Genomic DNA, 15,729 nt, shown 5'->3' with positions numbered 1-15,729 from the left:
CGGCACGCCTGCGCGGCAAATCCGGTCAGCTCTGGACCATGTGGTTCGGCGACTCGTAGACACGCTGGATCGCGATGATCGACTTCGCGTCGAGAATCGTGCCGTTGAGCACCATCTTGTATGCCTCCTCGGGCGTGAAGTACCGCACCGACGAGCGCAGGTCCTCGGGTGCCTGTTCGGGGGACGCGGGCGTCAGGCCGGATGCGAAGAACAGCGCCGTGTACTGCGTCGAGTAGCTCGGCGTGTTGATGAAGCGGCAGAACTGCGTCAGGTGCGCCGCCGTGTAGCCGACCTCTTCGATGAGCTTGCGCTGCGCGACGTCCGTGGGCCGCTCCCCCTGCTTGATCGCGTGCCCCGCCGGAATCTCCAATGTCCAACGGTGCACGGCGACGCGGTACTGTTCGATGAGCGGGATCAGGCCGTCGTCGGTCAGGCCGATGACGCCGACCGAGTCGCCGTTGTTCTTGTGCAGGATGTAGCGGTCGAAATGGCCGATGTCGCGCGAATCATAGGACACCTGGTCCACGGTGAAGTAATGGCCGCCCAACACGGTCTTGCGCGACTCCTCAACTACCGGCGCCGCACGCCACGGATCAAAACGACGATACGTCTCCTTGCCCATGATGGATGCTCCTTTCGGGTACGAAAACACACTTCTTCCATTGTATACGGCAGCCGTCGGCGACTTCCCGCACAGAGGAACCGTCCGCGCACGATCAGCAACGTCGGCCTGTGCGGTGCCGTTGACGCCGCCGCTGATTATATCCGCGAAGCTCCCCACATCGCGAGCGCCGCCCCGTCCATGCACGCAGACCTGAGTCGGCGCCTCTCCCCTACGCCAGCCGACTGGTGTCGCGACCGGGGTCGGGTGCCGAACCGTCAAGTATCCTCGAATCGTTTTCCGGCGGCCCTTCTTCGTTACCGTCAATACAGCATTCCTGCCCTATTCCTAAGAAGATTCCTAAGAAAGCAGGCAAGACACGGGTTTCCGAATAGTCCAAGTATCCGGAAAACCCTCTGCCGGAGCAGCTGCGCACATGGGAGACATCATGGGGGTACGGATCGGTAGTGGGCGTGGCGTTCGCCCTCGGCATCGCCGCGAGCGCGAAAAACGATTTTGGAATCGACGACGCCGCGGCAAAGTAGAGTATCCCCCCTACGCGTTCCCTCCACATCACATCGGAATCAACAGACGGCGGCGTCGACGACATGCGGCCGACGGCTCTTGACGACGTCTGTCCATAATCAATCGGACATGGCAATCATCGCTTCCCACAGCCGATTACAATGTCCAGTGGAGGAGGTGGCAGGATGATGAAATGCGCTGATTTCGAAGCATTCTGCAGGGAATCCAAGGATATTTCAGTCGGTGACCTGTCGACAGCGTATTTCAGGTCCCAAGGTGTCGGTTTCTTCAATATAGAGGACGATTCCATCAACGTCACCGGTAAAGAGCTACAGCGTTGGATGCTATGGTGCGTCTACTACGGAAGGCCGAAGGAAGAGTACCCACTCGCCGAGACCCTGACGTGTCATCGCCCCCTTCGTTGCCCCTCTCACCGAGGCTTGATTCCGTAATGGGTGCGCTGTTCGGCCATGGCACCGCCGCGAGCGCGTGGGTGGCATGATCGTCGCTGATCGTGTTCGGCTGCACGATCATCGCAGCGGCATGCTCACTGGTAGGAGGCACGAAACATGACTGAGCATTATCTGGGTGTCAAACAGGTCGCCGAGCGGTTCGGCATCACCAGCGGCGGCCTGCTTAACCTGAAACTGCCGGAACCGGACGTGATGATCGGACGCACGCGCGAATGGAAACCGGAGACGATTGACGCATGGAACGCCGCACGTCCCGGACGCAGCGCCGGCGGGGGACGTCCCTGCAAGCATGCCAACTGAGCTGTATCGATGCTGTCGTGGCAATGCTGCAGGCAGCGTTTGGCGACGACTCTCCATGATCGGTCGGACCGTGTACTCGTGTGAGCGTGGCTCTCGCCCTCGTACTGCTCATCGCCGTCGGATGCTCCTGCTGATTCCGCGTTCGGCTCGGTGACGCAGCTGATGTGCTTGAAGCGTGCGACGGCATTTGCGTCTGCGAAGGCGGATTGCAGTGGAATAGTTTCAACGGTTTCCCTGAACCCGTTATTGGCTCTCGGAAACCGCTTCCGCTATTCTTTTCAACGTATTGTCGTAGTCGATGAAACGCATATGCTCCAGATGGCACTGACGCGTTGTTTGACACGAGTCCAGATGGTATCGGAGCGGATCGCGTCGAGGAACTCGTTGCCTTCCATGCCAACGGCCGATCTCGGCGCGGGCGATGGACTTTCCACTCATCCGTGCAATGAAGGTGTCCGTAAGATTGGCCTGCCTGATCAGATTGATATGGTAGGCGGCCGTCTCGAACGGATGCGTCTCGTCCATGAACACCGTCGCGTTCAACGGTGCGGGCGAATCCCCCACCATGATGAGTATGTGCTGAATCGGATCCATGTCACGACGCAATGGTGGATCCGTCTTTCTTCAAGAGTTCTTGGCAAATATCATCGGCGTACGACCCCTTTTCAAACCATGGCGAGCTCATCATCTCATGCACCAAATGCGTGGGTGGCACTATGCCAGACGTTTTGCAAGCCTGCATCGCGAAGTCGAATCCAGCGGCGAACCCACCGGCGATAGCCGTGGCGTCCAATAGTTCGGCCTCCCTGTATCGTTTGTGGTCCTCAAGGATCTTCACGAACTTCCCCAGCAACAGGTCATCAGGTGTCGTCCCTCTGGGCATGATAATCCTCATTCCATGGATAGATGCTGGCGATGCACTTCTTTTTTTGCCGAATGCAATAATCGTGGCGAATCCATCCACGGTTAACGTTCGCAATGCACCAATCCTATCCTCTCGTGCTTTCTCGCCGGAGCCGTCCAGCAGATGCTTGAGATGCTTGACAGTCAATTCCGGCAGGTCGTGATCCTTGCGCAACCATCGGGGAAACCGGCATCGTTTTCCCGAAGGAAGCGTCCACAACGTGTCCAAACATGCGGACGCCACACATGCGTGAAGCCGGTGATCGTTGATGTTCCAACGATCACCGGCTTCATTCGCTTGGTGCCCCCGGTGGGACTCGAACCCACACTATACAGATTTTGAGGCTGTCTCCTCTACCAATTGGGATACGGGGGCGTCGCGGCGCGACAAAATTCAACTATACCATAAAATCACGCGATGCGACACGCGGATACGGCGAAGGCCGTTCCCGCCGCGACAGCAGTCGCAACGGGAACGGCCTTCACAAGCGTCGAGCGCACATACACCCATCGCCGGAGAGGGGATCAGTCGCAGGCACCGACGGTGTGCACGTAGATCGAGTCGGTGCGGCCCGGCTGATGATCGCCCTGAGCGGAGCTGAGGACGACGATCTTGTCGCCGTTGGAGACCTTGCCGGCGGCGCGCAGCGCCTTGTCAGTGAAGGTCATCAGATCCTTGCGGGACATGTCGTGATAGTCCTCGTCGAGCAGGATGCCCTCGGTGCCCCAGCTGAGCGCGAGCCAATGGTAGGTGTGCTCATTCGTCGTCAGACCGTAGATCGGCGTGGCCGGACGTTCGCGCGAGACACGATGGACGGTCGAACCGGTCTGCGTGTAGGCGACGATCGCCTTCGCGTTGAGCTTCTCGGCGAGGTCGACGGCGGCCGAGGAGACGGCGCCGGTGCTCGACATGTCGAGATCCTTGAGCTTCGGGATGCGGTCGAAGCCATGCTCGGTCGCATAGCCGGAGATGCGGGCCATCGTCTTGACGGTCTCGGTCGGATACTCGCCGACGGCCGTCTCGTTCGAGGTCATCGTCGCGTCCGCGCCGTCGAGGACGGCGTTCGCGCAGTCGGAGGCCTCGGCGCGCGACGGAACCGGGGAATGCACCATCGAACCGAGGACCTCGGTGGCGACGATGACCGGCTTCGCGTACTGGCGGGACAGCTCGATGCAGCGCTTCGTGACAAGCGGCACCTCTTCGAACGGCATCTCGACGGCCATGTCGCCACGGGCAACCATGATGCCATCGAAGACCTTGACGATGTCCTCGAGGTTCTCGACCGCCTGCGGCTTCTCGATCTTCGCGACGATCGGGATGCGGCGGCCCTCCTCGTCCATGATCTCATGAGCGCGGTCGATGTCGGTGGCGAAGCGGACGAAGGACATCGCGATGATGTCGGCGCCGGTGCGGATCGCCCAACGCAGGTCGTTCTCGTCCTTCTCGGTGAGCGCCGGCAGCGAGACGGCGACGCCCGGAAGGTTGATGCCCTTGTGGCTCGAGACCGGGCCGGCCACGACGACCTTCGTGTAGACGTTGTTGCCCTCGACCTTGGTCACCTCGAGACGGACCTTGCCGTCGTCGATGAGGATCGGATCGCCGGGATGGCAGTCGCCCGGCAGACCCTTGAAGGTCGTGGACGTGATGTGCTCGTCGCCCTCGACATCATCGGTCGTGATGATGAACTCCTGGCCCTCCTTGAGCAGGACCTTGTCCTCGCCGTCGGCGTTCTTCTTGAACCAGCCGCAGCGGATCTTCGGACCCTGCAGGTCGACGAGGACCGCGACGTTACGGCCGGTCGTCTTCGAGGCCTGGCGCACGTTGTTGTAGACGCGCAGGTGGTCCTCCGGGGTGCCGTGCGAACGGTTGAGACGTGCGACGTCCATTCCCGCCTCGACGAGCGCGGTGAGGTTCTCAAGGGATTCAGTGGCCGGACCGATGGTATCTACGATCTTTGCTTTGCGCATGGTGCCTACCTATTCTTTGTGATTACTTTTCGGGACGAAACCCGAACGCCGGTTCAAGCTTACAACACCCGCCGCCGCGTGTTGCGCTTCGGGACGATTTTTCTTGTGAGCGATAACACCTCACCGCGCCTTCTGCTCGAGGCTGCGCATCTTAAGCACGCTGAACAGCGCCGACAGGCCGATCGCGAGCACGATGACGGCGAGCGACATCCACGTCGGCACCTCGGGCACCATCGTCAGCGGCCGGCCATGGTTGATGAACGGCAGCGTGTTGCCGTGCAGCGCCTCGAGGATGAGCTTGACGCCGATGAAACCGAGGACGACCGACAGGCCGACCGGCAGGTAGACGAGCCTGTCGAGCAGCGCGCCGAGCAGGAAGTACAGCTGCTGCAGGCCCAGCAGCGCGAAGACGTTCGACGTGAAGACGATGAACGGGTCCTTCGTCAGGCCGAAGATCGCCGGAATCGAATCGAAGGCGAACATGACGTCGGTCGTGCCGATTGTCAGGAACACGAACAGCATCGGCGTCCAGTACCGCACGCCGCCCTTCGTGACGCGCAGCCGTTCGCCGTCGTACTCGTTGGTGATGTGGCTGACTCTGCGCAGCAGACGGATGAGCGCGTTCTCGTGGAACTCCTCGTCGTCGTCCTCGCCGCGGGCGACCTTGACGGCCGTGTAGATGAGGAACGCGCCGAAGATGAAGAACACCCAAGTGAAGCGCTGCACGAGCGCGGCGCCGACGAGGATGAACACGCCGCGCAGCACGAGCGCTATCGTGATGCCGACGGACAGCACGAACTTCTGCAGCTTCTTGGGCACTGCGAAGTTCGACATGATGATGACGAACACGAAGAGGTTGTCGATGCTCAGCGAGTATTCGGTGAGCCAGCCCGAATAGAACTCGATCGCCGGCTTCGATCCGGCGACCCACCAGATGAGGCCGCCGAAGACGAGCGCCATTGCGACGAAGAACGCGATGTGCTGCACGCATTCCTTCGTCGAGGGCACATGCGGGCGGCGTCCGAGGACGAACAGATCGACGATGAAGAAGACGGCGAGCACGACGTACGTGCCGACCATGAAGGAGACGGGTGTTTCTGCCATAGCCTCCCAGCTTACGGAGCGTCGCCGACGCGAGCCATCCGCGTCGGCGACGCACGCAGGCCGCCGATCGGCTCAGCGCTTGGCTTCGGTCATCGCGCGCAGCTCCTTCTTCAGGTCGCGGATCTCGTCACGCAGGCGCGCGGCGAGTTCGAACTGCAGCTGCTCGGCCGCCGTGTGCATCTGGTCGGACAGCTGGCGGATCAGGTCGGCGAGGTCCTGCGCCGGCAGTCCCGCCTTGAGGATCTCCTCGTGGCGCCTGTCGGCTTCCTTGGGATCGAGCGTGGGGACGCCCAGATGCGTGTTTCCGGCCTTGCCCGCGTTGCGGTAGCCACCTTCGAGCAGCGTCTGCGTGTCCACGTCCTCCTTGGCGAGCATGTCGTTGACGTCGCTGATCTTCTTGATGAGCGGCTTGGGGTCGATGCCGTGCTCCTTGTTGTAGGCGATCTGGATCTCGCGGCGACGCTCGGTCTCCCCGATCGCCCGTTCCATCGCCGCCGTCATGTCGTCCGCGTACATGATGACGGTGCCTGAGACGTTGCGCGCCGCGCGGCCGATCGTCTGGATGAGCGAGCGATAGGACCGAAGGAAGCCTTCCTTGTCCGCGTCGAGGATCGCGACAAGCGAGACCTCGGGCAGGTCGAGGCCCTCGCGCAGCAGGTTGATGCCGACGATGACGTCGATCTTGCCTTCGCGCAGCTCACGCAGCAGCTCGACGCGCCGCAGCGTGTCGACGTCCGAATGCAGATACTCGACCTTGATGCCGCGTTCGAGCAGATAGTCAGTGAGGTCCTCGGCCATCTTCTTCGTCAGCGTCGTGACGAGCGCGCGCTCGTTTCTGGCGACCCTGTCCTTGATCTCGGCGAGCAGATCGTCTATCTGGCCGTCGACGGGACGCACCTCGACCTTCGGGTCGACCAGTCCGGTCGGGCGGATGATCTGTTCGACGACGCCGTCGGACAGGCCGAGCTCGTAGTCGCCGGGCGTCGCCGACAGATAGACGGTCTGCCCGACGCGTTCGAGGAACTCGGGCCATTTGAGCGGACGGTTGTCCATCGCCGACGGCAGGCGGAAGCCGTGTTCAACGAGCGTGCGCTTGCGGCTCGCGTCGCCCTCGTACATCGCGCCGATCTGCGGCACCGTCACATGCGACTCGTCGATGACGAGCAGGAAGTCGTCGGGGAAGAAATCGAGCAGCGTATGCGGCGGCGTGCCCGGCGCGCGACCGTCGAAGTGACGCGAGTAGTTTTCGACGCCGGAGCACACGCCCACCTGCGAAAGCATCTCCAGATCGTAGGTCGTGCGCATCGACAGGCGCTGCGCCTCGAGCTCCTTGCCCTGTTTGCGCAGCTCGGCGACGCGTTCGTCGAGCTCGCGCTGGATCGATCCGATCGCCTTCTCCATGCGTTCGGGGCCGGCGACGTAATGCGAGGCCGGGAAGATGTGCACCTCGTCCTGTTCGCCGATGACGTCGCCGGTGAGCGGATGCAGCATCGAGATGCGGTCGATCTCATCGCCGAAGAACTCGATGCGCACGGCGAGCTCCTCATAGACCGGGATGATCTCGACGGTGTCGCCGCGCACGCGGAAGGTGCCGCGCGTGAACGCGATGTCGTTGCGCTTGTACTGCATGTCCACGAACAGCCGCAGCAGCCGGTCGCGGTCGATCTGCTGGCCGCGCTTGAGGAACAGCATGCGCCCGGCGTACTCCTCCGGCGTGCCCAGTCCGTAGATGCACGAGACGGTCGCGATGACGACGCAGTCGCGGCGCGTGAGCAGGTTCGCCGTCGCCGCGTGGCGCAGCCGCTCGACGTCGTCGTTGATGTTCGAGTCCTTCTCGATGTAGGTGTCGGTCTGCGGGATGTAGGCCTCGGGCTGGTAGTAGTCGTAGTACGAGACGAAGTAGCTCACGGCGTTGTCCGGCATCAGCTCGCGGAACTCGGCGCACAGCTGCGCGGCGAGCGTCTTGTTCGGCTCGATGATGAGCGTCGGGCGCTGCAGACGCTCGATGAGCCACGCCGTCGTCGCCGTCTTGCCGGTGCCGGTCGCACCCATGAGCACGACGTCGTTCTCGCCGTTCTCGATGCGCGTGGCGAGCTCGTCGATCGCCTGCGGCTGGTCGCCGGACGGCTTGTACGGCGATTTGACGACGAACGGCTTGTTCGTGCGTTCGATGCTGAATCCCATGACGTTCCTCACTCCCGCTGTCCGTCGGCGAACCATGCCGCGACAAGCCTATCAACACATTCGAACATCTGTTCTATCGGCTGCGACGCGTCGATGACGACGTCCGCGTAGCGCAGCCGCGACGCATCGTCCCCCTGCCCGCTGACGCGCACACGCGCCTGCTCCGGCGTCATGCCGCGCGTCGCGACGAGACGGCGGACGCGTTCGTCGGCCGGCGCGACGACGCAGACGACCGAGTCGAACGTGAAGGGAATCGTATCCATGACCTCGCCGAGCAGCGGCACGTCGTGGACGATGACATGCCTCCCTCCCCGTGCGAGGATGCTGCGCTCGCGGTTGCGCGCCAGATCGTAGACGTTCGGATGCATGATGCCGTTGAGCGTCTCGAGTGCATGCTCGTCGGCTCCGGCGCCGAACACGCGTTCCGCCAGCACCTTCCTGTCGATGCCGCCTTCGGCGTCGACGACGTCGGCGCCGAAGGCCTCGGCGAGCGGCGCGATGATCGGCGAGCACGGCTCCTGCAGGATATGCGCGAGGAAGTCGTAGTCGATGACGTCGGCACCGTCGGCGGCCATGCGCGCCGCGACGGTGCTCTTGCCGGCGGCGATGCCGCCGGTCAGCCCGACGCGCACGAAGCGTCGTCCGCTCTCCCCCTGCATATGCGTGTCCTTCCTCGTCCGGTCATTGACGTCCACATCGTAGGCGCGCCCGCATCGGCGTGTCAACCGACACGGCGCCGGACGCCGTCGACGGAAAAAACAAGAGGGGCGTCGCGCGCTCACATGCGCACGACGCCCCCTCAGTCGAAAGCCCTAGGGCTCAGCGGCTCACTTCTTCTCGTTCAGCAGCTGCTCACGCAGGGCGGCGAGCTGATCGGAATCGGCGAGGGTGCCGTTGGACTCGGAATCGGAGGAGTAGTTCGAAATCTCTTCGACCTTCTCTTCCTTCGGGGCGTTCTGGCCGTCCTCGGCGGCCGAAGCCTCGGCGTTCTCGAGTTCCTTGGCGACGAACTCCTTGTGCTGCTCCCACAGATCGTGGGCGGCGGCGTACTGGGATTCCCATTCCTCGCGCTGCTTCTCGTATCCGGCGATCCATTCGTTGGTGTTCGGGTCGAAGCCTTCCGGATACTTGTAGTTGCCTTCCTCGTCGTACTCGGCCGGCATGCCGTAGAGCGCCGGATCGAAGTCCTCGGAGGCCGGGTCGACGGAGTCGTTGGCCTGCTTGAGCGACAGCGAGATGCGACGACGGTCGAGATCGACGTCGATGACCTTGACGAAGACCTCTTCGCCCGGCTTGACGACGGTCTCCGGGTTCTCGACGTGACGGTTCGCGAGCTCCGAGATGTGCACGAGGCCCTCGATGCCGTCCTCGACGGAGATGAAGACGCCGAACTGGACGATCTTCGTGACCTTGCCGCGCACGATCTGACCCGGCACGTGGGTGCGGGCGAAGCGCTGCCACGGATCCTCCTGCGTCGCCTTGAGCGACAGCGAGATACGTTCGCGGTCGAGATCGACGTCGAGCACCTCGACGGTGACCTTGTCGCCGACCTTGACGACCTCGGACGGGTGGTCGATGTGCTTCCAGGAGAGCTCGGAGACGTGGATGAGGCCGTCGACGCCGCCAAGGTCGACGAACGCGCCAAAGTTGACGATCGACGAGACGACGCCTTCGCGGATCTGACCCTTCTTGAGCTGCGAGAGGAAGGTCTCGCGCACTTCGGACTGGGTCTCCTCGAGGTACTGGCGACGCGACAGGACCACGTTGTTGCGATTCTTGTCGAGCTCGAGGATCTTCGCCTTGATCTTCTGGCCGATGTACGGCGAGAGGTCGCGCACGCGGCGCATCTCGACGAGCGACGCCGGCAGGAAGCCACGCAGACCGATGTCCACGATGAGGCCGCCCTTGACGGCTTCGATGACGGTGCCCTCGACGACGCCGTCCTCTTCCTTGATCTTCTCGATGTCGCCCCACGCACGCTCGTACTGCGCACGCTTCTTCGACAGGATCAGACGTCCTTCCTTGTCCTCCTTGGTGACGACAAGGGCCTCGATGATGTCGCCGACCTTGACGACCTCATCCGGATCGACGTCCTTCTTGATGGAAAGCTCACGGGAGGGGATCACACCCTCGGTCTTGTAGCCGATGTCCAGGAGGACCTCATCGTGGTCGACCTTGACGACCGTGCCCTCAACCAGATCACCATCGTCGAAGTTCTTGATGGTGGAATCGACTGCCTTGATGAAGTCATCGACGGTGCCGATATCGTTGATGGCGACCTTTTCGACTTCCTTATTGTTTTCTGCCATTAATGTGGTTCTTACAAAATAGTGGATGGATAGTATCGTTCTTCAGTTATCTGCTGCGGCGCGCGCATCACGCGCGCGTGCGGCCATTAGTCAAGACTATCGCGAGCCATGCCCAAAACCGCACGCAGCATTTCGGGCGTGTCGTGCCTTGCCGTCTTCCCCAACAGCCGCCCGCGTCCCGTTATTCCGCGGCCGGCGTGCCGACGCCGGCGGCGCGTTCGGCCATCTCGACGACGTTGCGCAGCAGCATCGCGCGCGTCATCGGCCCCACGCCGCCCGGATTGGGAGTGTACGCGCCGGCGACCCCATAGCAGCCGTGGTCCACGTCGCCGTGTACGCGCATGCGGCCGTCGGCGTCGGGCAGCCTTGAGACGCCGACGTCGACGAGCACGGCGCCGGGCTTGACGTCCTCGGGACGCACGAATCCGGCGCGCCCGACGGCGGCGATGACGACGTCGGCCTCGCGGATGTGCGCGGCGACGTCCTTCGTGCCGGTGTGGCATAGCGTGACCGTCGCGTTCACGTCGGCGCGCGTGAGCATGAGGCCGATCGTCCTGCCAATCGTGATGCCGCGTCCGAGTACGCACACCTGACGGCCGTCAAGGTCGATGCCGTAGTGCTCCAGCAGCGCGAGCACGCCGCTCGGCGTGCACGGCAGCGGCGTCGTCAATGCGCCTCGCGTGTGCAGGACGAGCTCGCCGAGGTTGTACGGATGCATGCCATCGGCGTCCTTGGCCGGATCGATCGCGTCGATGACGGCGTTCTGGTCGATGCCCGCGGGAAGCGGCAGCTGCACGATGTAGCCGGTGCATGCCGGGTCGGCGTTGAGCTCGGCGACGACGTCGAGCAGCTCCCGCTGGCTCGCGTCGGCGGGCAGCTCGCGGCGGATCGACGCGATGCCGACCTCCTGGCAGTCGCGGTGCTTGCCGGCGACGTATCTGAGCGAGCCGGGGTCGTCGCCGACGAGGACGGTCCCCAAGCCCGGCACGACGCCGCGCTCGCGCAGCGCGCGTACGCGCTGTGCCAAATCCTCCTTCACCTGAGCGGCGACCGCCTTGCCGTCGAGTATCATTGCCATGAGGAAACCCCCTTCGTTGCCGTGGAACGATGTGCCTTGCCGTATCGTACGATACCGGCGCGCCAACGCGCCGCCGGAAGCAGCCCACACGTGACGCGACGCCAGTCTTACGCAAAGGAAACCACTGCTCATGGGCATACGCACCTCGTCACATCGTCTGCGGTCGGCCGTCGCGTCCCTCGTCGCGCTCGCGCTCGCGGCCACGCTCGCCGGATGCGAGCGCATCGGCGCCGACGACGCCTCCCCTTCCGCATCCGAGACGGCCTCCGCGGGGCCGCTCACGGTCGTCTCCTCGCTCAACCAGTGGGGCTCGCTCGCCGCGCAGATCGGCGGCGACGACGCGAAGGTCACGTCGATCCTGTCGTCGACGACGACGGACGCCCATGACTTCGAGCCCACCGCCAAGGACATGAAGACGCTGCACGACGCGGACGTCGTCATCGTCAACGGCGCTGGCTACGACTCATGGGCGAGCAAGAACCTGCCGGCGCAGACGACGCTCGTGTCCGCCGCCGACATCGTGGGCGCGATGGACGGCGACAACCCCCATCTGTGGTTCTCGCGCGACGCGCGCTACGCGATGGCGGACGCGCTCAAGGATACCTTCGCGAGGCTGCGCGCGAAGGACGCGAAGTCCTTCGACGCCAATCTCGCGGCGTGGAAGAAGAAGGAGGACACGCTCGAGAAGCGCATCGAGGCTTTCGGCAAGGAGCACGACGACCTCACCTACGCGGCGACCGAATCGGTCGCCTACTATCTGATGAACGACATGGGCTTCGAGGACAGGACGCCGGCCGGCTACGCGCGCGCGATGGCATCCGAGGCGGAGCCGTCCGCGGCCGATGTGCGCGACTTCCAGCGGCTGCTCGGCGACGACGGCGTGCGGTTGCTCGTCAACAACCCGCAGGAGGAGAACGAGACCACGCAGGGCTTCGTCGACGTCGCGCGCAAGGCAAAGACGCCGGTGCTCGACGTCACCGAGCAGATGCCTCCCGACTACGCCGACCTCACCGGCTGGATCGAAGCGCTCTTCGACACCGTCGAGCAGGACATGACCACGTGCAGGGACGGCGAGAAGGACTGCCCTGTCGACGAGTCAGGGGACGCCGCGAACGGCGGCAACACCGAGCAGGACCGCGCCGTCAACGAAGGGGACGACTGAGTGCCGCGGGCGCGTCGCTCACGAACGTCGACATGTCGTCCGCGAGCGGCGGCATGCGGCGCCCGGGCAATCGTTATTGAGAATCATTGTCAATAGCGATTGCGATACTGTTCGCGTCCCAACGCGTCACATCAGCGGAAAGGAGCCATAATGCAACACCCCGACGAGACGGAAAAGGAGGGTCCGAGCGTCGAATGTCGTGACATCGCCGTCAAACGCGGCGGCGTCACAATCTGGAGCCATGGCACCTTCACGATCCCGCGCGGCACCGTCACGGCGATCGTCGGCACCAACGGCGCCGGCAAGACGACGCTGATGAAGGCCGAGCTCGGCCTGATACCGCTGTCCCACGGCACGATGAAGGTGCTCGGTGCGGCGCCGGGCGAACGCAACGCGCGCATCGGCTACGTGCCGCAGAGCTACACGAACGACATCGATTCGAGTCTCACCGCCGAGCAATCGGTGCTGCTGGGGCTGACCGGCACGCGCTTCGGTTTCCATCCGGTGACGCGCCGCCAGCGTGCGAAGGCGCGCGAGGCAATGGAGTTCATCGGCATCGCCGACAAGGCGCGTCTGCGCCTGTCGGAGCTGTCGGGAGGCCTGCGCCAGCGCGTCGCGATCGCGCAGGCGCTCGTGAGCGATCCCGAGCTGCTCATGCTTGACGAGCCGCTCGCCAACCTCGATCTGGCGAGCCAGCGCACGACGGTGCGTATCCTCTCCCGTCTCAACACCGAGCTCGGCATGTCGATCCAAATCGTCGCCCACGACCTCAACATGCTACTGCCGATCCTCACCGGCGCCGTCTATCTGCTCGACGGCCACCCGCACTACGCGCGGCTCAACGACGTGCTCGACTCGCGGCTGCTCACCCATCTGTACGGCACGAAAGTGCAGGTCGTGACGACGCCGCAGGGCGACATGTTCGTCACGCCGAACCTGTCCGAACCCGGCGGCTGCGACATGCATGATGCCGCCGAGGTGGCGCGCTTCCACCACCATGGGCGCGCGCAGACGGACCCGACGCAGCAAGGAGCGACGCGATGACGACCTTCACCTTCGACCCCGCATGGATGACGACGCTGACGGCGCCGTTCATGGTCAACGCCTTCCTCGCCGGCCTGTGCATCGCGCTGGCCGCCGGCGTCGTCGGCTATTTCACGATCGCGCGGCATTCGACCTTCGCCGCGCACGCGATCGCGCACATCGGCCTGCCGGGCGCGACCGGCGCCGTGCTGCTCGGCCTGCCGGTCGCCGTCGGTCTCGGCGGCTTCGCGCTCGCCGGCGCGCTCGTCATCGCCGCGCTCGGCAAACGCGCCTCGGAACGCGAGATCGCCACCGGCACCGTCCTCGCCTTCGCCACCGGTCTGGGCCTGTTCTTCGCGCGCATGTCGAGTTCGGCGTCCCAGCAACTGCAATCGATCCTCTTCGGTTCGATCCTGACGATCACCAGCGACCAGATCGTCGGCTTCGCGATCTTCGACGCCGTGCTGCTCGTCGCGATGGCGATCGTCTACCGTCCGCTGCTGTTCAGCTCGCTCGACGAGCAGGTCGCCCAGGCCAAAGGCGTGCCGATCGTCGCCATGAACGCGCTGTTCATGGCAATCCTCGCCGGCGTCATCACGATCGCCGTACCGGCCGTCGGCACGCTGCTGATCTTCGCGCTCGTCGTCACCCCGGCGGCGACCGCCACGACCGTGACGACGACGCCGCTGCGCGCGATCGTCGTCTCGACGCTGCTGTGCCTCGTCTCGATCTGGGGCGGCCTCGTGCTTGCGGCGATGTTCCCCGCTCCCCCGAGCTTCGTCATCGTGACGCTGTCGACGCTGTTCTGGGGTGTCGCGAAGGGCGTCGAGGCGCTGCGCCGCCACGGCTGAGCGTGTCCCATCCCGGCGCGCATCGTCAGTCCACGGACACAAACAAACGAAGAAGCGGCCCGTTCCTCCATGTCACGCATGGAGGAACGGGCCGCTTCTTCGTGATGTTCGTTATGAGTGTTGCGCCAATGCGCGCGGACGTCCAAGATTGCGCCCCGCTCAGTGCGCGTCGTCGACCTGCACGAGCGCCGTCGCGATCGCGGCGATGCCCTCGCCCCTGCCGGTGAATCCCATGCCGTCCGTCGTCGTCGCCGTCAGCGCAACCGGGCATCCGCAGATCGCCGACATCGCCTGCTCGGCCTCATGACGGCGCGGTCCGATCTTCGGCCGGTTGCCGATGACAGCGATGGATGCGCTGCCAGGGAGGGCGTCGTTGTCGCGCAGGTGCCGCACCGTCTCAGCGAGCATCGCGGCGCCGGCCATGCCGGCTCCCCGCGATGCGGGGCCCACGCCGAACAACGTGCCGATGTCGCCCAGTCCGGACGCGGCGAGCAGCGCGTCGATGAGCGCATGCACCGCCACGTCGCCGTCCGAGTCGCCGTCGACGCCGGCGCCATCCCAGCGCAGCGTCGCAAGGAACAGCGGACGGTCGACGCCGTCGGCGACGAAGCGGTGCGCGTCGAAGCCCAGTCCGGTGCGCGGTGCGGCGCTCACTTCTTCTTCGTCTTCTTGTTCTCGGCCTCGAGGCGCGCGAGCGTCTCGGACGCCGGCTCGTCGGGGGCCTGCGTGTGGTGGCCGTCGTCGCCGGGCTGCGGCTCGCTGTAGCCGAGGTTGACGTCGAGCAGGCGCTGCGCCTCCTCCTCCTCGATCTTCTCCGACAATGCGATCTCCGAGGTCAGGATGCTGCGGGCCTTCGTCAGCATGCGCTTCTCGCCGGCGGACAGGCCGTGCTCGTCGACGTCACGCTGCGCCAGGTCGCGCACAACCTCGGCGATCTTGTTGACATCGCCGGTCGATATCTTCTCGACGTTGAGCTTGTACCGGCGCGACCAGTTCATCTCCTTCTCGATGATCGGGGTGCGCAGGATCTCGAACACCTTCGCCACCTCGTCGCCGTCCACGATGTCGCGCACGCCGACCTTCTTCACGTTGTCGACGGGCACGAAGATCTCAAGGTCATCGGAGGAAAGCACCGAAAGCTTGAGATACTCACGTGTCACGCCTTTAACAGTCCGTTCGGTAATGGCCTCGATCTTCGCCGCGCCGTGGCGCGGGTACACGACCATATCGCCGACCTTGTAGCCCATG

At 64.2% G+C, this 15,729-nt stretch carries 14 protein-coding genes, 1 tRNA gene and 1 pseudogene; 4 read left to right on the top strand and 12 right to left on the bottom strand.

Annotation, left to right across the window (positions count from 1 at the left end; all coding sequences use genetic code 11):
• Positions 1–25 precede the first annotated feature (25 nt).
• Entirely contained in the window at positions 26–622 is a 597-nt protein-coding gene (locus tag CGZ88_RS01545) for an NUDIX domain-containing protein (RefSeq protein WP_026644988.1), read from the bottom strand.
• A gap of 1,073 nt (positions 623–1,695) precedes the next feature.
• Here CGZ88_RS01545 and CGZ88_RS01535 point away from each other — a divergent pair.
• A complete protein-coding gene (locus tag CGZ88_RS01535; RefSeq protein WP_101670922.1) occupies positions 1,696–1,899 on the top strand; it encodes a hypothetical protein in 204 nt (67 codons plus the stop codon).
• 243 nt (positions 1,900–2,142) lie between these two features.
• On the opposite strand, the gene CGZ88_RS01530 is transcribed toward CGZ88_RS01535, so the two are convergent.
• From CGZ88_RS01530 to CGZ88_RS01490, 9 genes are all read right to left on the bottom strand, one after another.
• On the bottom strand, positions 2,143–2,493 hold the full coding sequence (locus CGZ88_RS01530; protein WP_026644990.1) for a hypothetical protein: 351 nt from the start codon (positions 2,491–2,493) through the stop codon (positions 2,143–2,145).
• Between the two features lies 1 nt (position 2,494).
• Positions 2,495–3,031, bottom strand: a complete 537-nt coding sequence (locus CGZ88_RS08810) for a hypothetical protein (protein WP_133120866.1) — start codon at positions 3,029–3,031, stop codon at positions 2,495–2,497.
• Between the two features lie 70 nt (positions 3,032–3,101).
• Positions 3,102–3,178: transfer RNA gene (locus tag CGZ88_RS01520), tRNA-Leu, on the bottom strand.
• A 149-nt stretch (positions 3,179–3,327) separates the two neighbouring features.
• The gene (gene pyk, locus CGZ88_RS01515; RefSeq protein ID WP_026644993.1) at positions 3,328–4,770 is read right to left on the bottom strand and encodes a pyruvate kinase; all 1,443 of its coding nucleotides are present in this window, start codon (positions 4,768–4,770) and stop codon (positions 3,328–3,330) included.
• A gap of 120 nt (positions 4,771–4,890) precedes the next feature.
• Positions 4,891–5,874 (bottom strand): TerC family protein, encoded by a 984-nt coding sequence (locus CGZ88_RS01510; protein WP_026644994.1) that lies wholly within the window; start codon positions 5,872–5,874, stop codon positions 4,891–4,893.
• 72 nt (positions 5,875–5,946) lie between these two features.
• Entirely contained in the window at positions 5,947–8,058 is a 2,112-nt protein-coding gene (uvrB, locus tag CGZ88_RS01505; RefSeq protein ID WP_101670920.1) for an excinuclease ABC subunit UvrB, read from the bottom strand.
• An 8-nt stretch (positions 8,059–8,066) separates the two neighbouring features.
• Positions 8,067–8,717: a dephospho-CoA kinase gene (gene coaE, locus CGZ88_RS01500; RefSeq protein ID WP_026644996.1), complete on the bottom strand. Its 651-nt coding sequence runs from the start codon at positions 8,715–8,717 to the stop codon at positions 8,067–8,069.
• Positions 8,718–8,885: 168 nt separating this feature from the next.
• Positions 8,886–10,367 (bottom strand): 30S ribosomal protein S1, encoded by a 1,482-nt coding sequence (gene rpsA / locus CGZ88_RS01495; RefSeq protein WP_101670919.1) that lies wholly within the window; start codon positions 10,365–10,367, stop codon positions 8,886–8,888.
• A gap of 181 nt (positions 10,368–10,548) precedes the next feature.
• Positions 10,549–11,445, bottom strand: coding sequence for a bifunctional methylenetetrahydrofolate dehydrogenase/methenyltetrahydrofolate cyclohydrolase (locus tag CGZ88_RS01490; RefSeq protein ID WP_026644998.1), 897 nt, complete (start codon positions 11,443–11,445; stop codon positions 10,549–10,551).
• Positions 11,446–11,575: 130 nt separating this feature from the next.
• On the opposite strand from CGZ88_RS01490, the gene CGZ88_RS01485 reads away from it, so the two are divergent.
• From CGZ88_RS01485 to CGZ88_RS01475, 3 genes and pseudogenes are all read left to right on the top strand, one after another.
• Positions 11,576–12,607: a metal ABC transporter solute-binding protein, Zn/Mn family gene (locus tag CGZ88_RS01485; RefSeq protein ID WP_101670918.1), complete on the top strand. Its 1,032-nt coding sequence runs from the start codon at positions 11,576–11,578 to the stop codon at positions 12,605–12,607.
• Positions 12,608–12,757: 150 nt separating this feature from the next.
• Positions 12,758–13,291: pseudogene (locus tag CGZ88_RS09220) on the top strand (ATP-binding cassette domain-containing protein); the annotation flags it as partial.
• Positions 13,292–13,647: 356 nt separating this feature from the next.
• Positions 13,648–14,481 (top strand): metal ABC transporter permease, encoded by an 834-nt coding sequence (locus CGZ88_RS01475; protein WP_101670916.1) that lies wholly within the window; start codon positions 13,648–13,650, stop codon positions 14,479–14,481.
• 159 nt (positions 14,482–14,640) lie between these two features.
• Here CGZ88_RS01475 and CGZ88_RS01470 read toward each other — a convergent pair whose 3' ends face one another.
• Together CGZ88_RS01470 and CGZ88_RS01465 are read right to left on the bottom strand one after the other, a co-directional pair.
• Positions 14,641–15,135, bottom strand: a complete 495-nt coding sequence (locus tag CGZ88_RS01470) for a 2-C-methyl-D-erythritol 2,4-cyclodiphosphate synthase (RefSeq protein WP_026645000.1) — start codon at positions 15,133–15,135, stop codon at positions 14,641–14,643.
• Entirely contained in the window at positions 15,132–15,728 is a 597-nt protein-coding gene (locus CGZ88_RS01465; RefSeq protein WP_026645001.1) for a CarD family transcriptional regulator, read from the bottom strand. The genes CGZ88_RS01470 and CGZ88_RS01465 overlap by 4 nt, the downstream gene beginning before the upstream one ends.
• Position 15,729 lies beyond the last annotated feature (1 nt).

It is taken from the genome of Bifidobacterium anseris, assembly GCF_002860345.1.
In the GTDB taxonomy this organism is placed as follows: Bacteria; Actinomycetota; Actinomycetes; order Actinomycetales; family Bifidobacteriaceae; genus Bifidobacterium; species Bifidobacterium anseris.
The sequence above is the reverse complement of the archived record's forward strand: the minus strand, read 5'-3'. Positions and strand labels throughout refer to the sequence as shown.

Bases quoted from the DNA above. Each gene is read 5' to 3' on its own strand.
- CGZ88_RS01510 (WP_026644994.1), bottom strand. From the start codon at position 5,874: ATGGCAGAAACACCCGTCTCCTTCATGGTCGGCACGTACGTCGTGCTC.
- CGZ88_RS01530 (WP_026644990.1), bottom strand. From the start codon at position 2,493: ATGGATCCGATTCAGCACATACTCATCATGGTGGGGGATTCGCCCGCA.
- CGZ88_RS01490 (WP_026644998.1), bottom strand. From the start codon at position 11,445: ATGGCAATGATACTCGACGGCAAGGCGGTCGCCGCTCAGGTGAAGGAG.
- pyk (WP_026644993.1), bottom strand. From the start codon at position 4,770: ATGCGCAAAGCAAAGATCGTAGATACCATCGGTCCGGCCACTGAATCC.
- CGZ88_RS01465 (WP_026645001.1), bottom strand. From the start codon at position 15,728: ATGGGCTACAAGGTCGGCGATATGGTCGTGTACCCGCGCCACGGCGCG.
- CGZ88_RS01535 (WP_101670922.1), top strand. From the start codon at position 1,696: ATGACTGAGCATTATCTGGGTGTCAAACAGGTCGCCGAGCGGTTCGGC.
- CGZ88_RS01485 (WP_101670918.1), top strand. From the start codon at position 11,576: ATGGGCATACGCACCTCGTCACATCGTCTGCGGTCGGCCGTCGCGTCC.
- uvrB (WP_101670920.1), bottom strand. From the start codon at position 8,058: ATGGGATTCAGCATCGAACGCACGAACAAGCCGTTCGTCGTCAAATCG.
- CGZ88_RS01545 (WP_026644988.1), bottom strand. From the start codon at position 622: ATGGGCAAGGAGACGTATCGTCGTTTTGATCCGTGGCGTGCGGCGCCG.
- CGZ88_RS01475 (WP_101670916.1), top strand. From the start codon at position 13,648: ATGACGACCTTCACCTTCGACCCCGCATGGATGACGACGCTGACGGCG.
- coaE (WP_026644996.1), bottom strand. From the start codon at position 8,717: ATGCAGGGGGAGAGCGGACGACGCTTCGTGCGCGTCGGGCTGACCGGC.
- rpsA (WP_101670919.1), bottom strand. From the start codon at position 10,367: ATGGCAGAAAACAATAAGGAAGTCGAAAAGGTCGCCATCAACGATATC.